General features: G+C 40.1%; 2 protein-coding genes. Both read right to left on the bottom strand.

The window, feature by feature from the left end:
* Nucleotides 1-47: 47 nt before the first annotated feature.
* Nucleotides 48-725 carry a 2'-5' RNA ligase family protein gene (locus E1160_RS00590; RefSeq protein WP_218048621.1) on the bottom strand — a complete coding sequence of 226 codons (678 nt, stop codon included), beginning with the start codon at nt 723-725 and terminating at the stop codon, nt 48-50.
* Nucleotides 726-828: 103 nt separating this feature from the next.
* On the bottom strand, nt 829-1,725 hold an 897-nt coding region (locus E1160_RS00585), incomplete at its 5' end, for a MurR/RpiR family transcriptional regulator (RefSeq protein ID WP_218048620.1).

Genomic DNA, 1,725 nt, shown 5'->3' with positions numbered 1-1,725 from the left:
TTTCTGTTGGAATAAGAAAGCCGCCAATTGGCGGCTTTCTTTCTTTATTATTTCTTAAATAGGAAGATTTCTTCGTCGCCGGATTTGACTTGTCCAAGTGGGTTCACAGGCGCAAAGCCAAGTCCAATGACTTGTCCTTCAACATAAATTTTTTCATCTTTTGTCGCAGTGATAAAGTCATCTAGCTTTGAACTTTTTTCACCTGCGAGTTGTGTTAGATGTGGGTCATATTGCGCAAATACATTTGGTGAACCATAGCGTTCAAATGTTTTTAGTTTCTCTGGATATTTCTTGACCCAGTTTGGTGCTTGATAGTCAAGATTACGCATAGGTTCCATCGATAATACGACATTATCTGAAAGACGTTGTAGGTCTTTGCTATAGGTTAGGTCTAAGAAATACCAACGTCCTTTGGTTAAATGCGTACCATCCACGATTAACGGGAATGCTTTTTGATTGCTGGCCAAATCCTTAACCTTTGCCTTTACCTCTTCAAGATCACCTGATTTGAAAGAAGTAAGATACAGAGTTGCGTGAGGGAGATAACCGCGCTGCTCAAAAGTTTCGATATCTGTTTGACCTTTTAACTTTTGACCAAATTCGTTCACATAATTGGAAATCTCAGCGCTAGGTACGGCAAAGATGTTATATTCCTGTTCTGCTGCTTGACCTGATGCATTTGCAAAAAAGGTGAATGCAAACAGCATAATCCAGAGACGTTTCATTATTAATACTCCAAAGAATAAATATTTGATTTCATTCATTGGTAAAAGTTGAATGTTACGTTTCTATGAGAAATTCGTGTAAACTTGATGATGAGGAAGGATGCTATGTTATCTTCTTAAACTTTTTAAAGAGACGTGTTTCGTCAAAAAGATATTCCAGCTCATTCATGCGTTTTTTGGTTTGTGTCCATGTTTTCTTTTGAACGGCAGCGATCAAAGCTTCTAATAAGAAAAGAGTGACCACAGATGAATCCCAAGCAGATGGTACTTCAATACGTAAATTGAAAACATGTTTGGCGTTTTTGGCGGCAGGTGACCCCCATTGATCGGTGAATAAGATCACATCCACACCCCGTTCAGAAGCTAGATGTGTCAGGTTCAATAAGCTATGCTCATAACGGCGAACATCAAAGCAGACCAATAGGTCGCCTTTTTCCATGTTTAATAGATAATGCGGCCAAGTGTTGGAATTGCTGGCAACACGATGCACATTTTTGCGGGCCACTTGCATATGTGTGAAAAAATAATCCGCTAATGAACGAGTAATCCGCCCGCCAACAATATGTAACGCATTTTTCTGTGTGGAGAGTTTATTGACAATTGCATCAAACTCTTCCGGATCAATTTGCATCAGGGATTGACGCATATTTTCCATAACTGCATCGGTAAATTCATTTAGAATATGTGTGTCTGCGGCGCTTTCATTCCAACGATCAAATTTGGTGATTGGGCTTGAAATTTTTTCTTCAAGTTCTGTATGGACCGCGGCCTGAAAATCAGGAAAGCCATCATAACCAAGTTTTTTAACGGTGCGTAAAACGGTTGGGGTGGACACATCCGCCGCGGCTGCAACCGCAGTGATGGAACCCAAACAAGACATAGGATAATTTTCTAACAAGACATTGGCAAAGAGGCGTTCGGTTCGCGTTAAATCTTCAAAATTATCCCTAATGGATTCTGCAACACTTTTTACCGCTTCGTTTGTCATATAGACCCCCCA

Origin of the sequence: Curvivirga aplysinae (assembly GCF_009711445.1) — a bacterium.
GTDB lineage: Bacteria > Pseudomonadota > Alphaproteobacteria > UBA8366 > Aestuariispiraceae > Curvivirga > Curvivirga aplysinae.
This window is presented reverse-complemented; position numbering and strand designations above follow the sequence as displayed.

Bases quoted from the DNA above. Each gene is read 5' to 3' on its own strand.
- E1160_RS00590 (WP_218048621.1), bottom strand. From the start codon at position 725: ATGAAACGTCTCTGGATTATGCTGTTTGCATTCACCTTTTTTGCAAAT.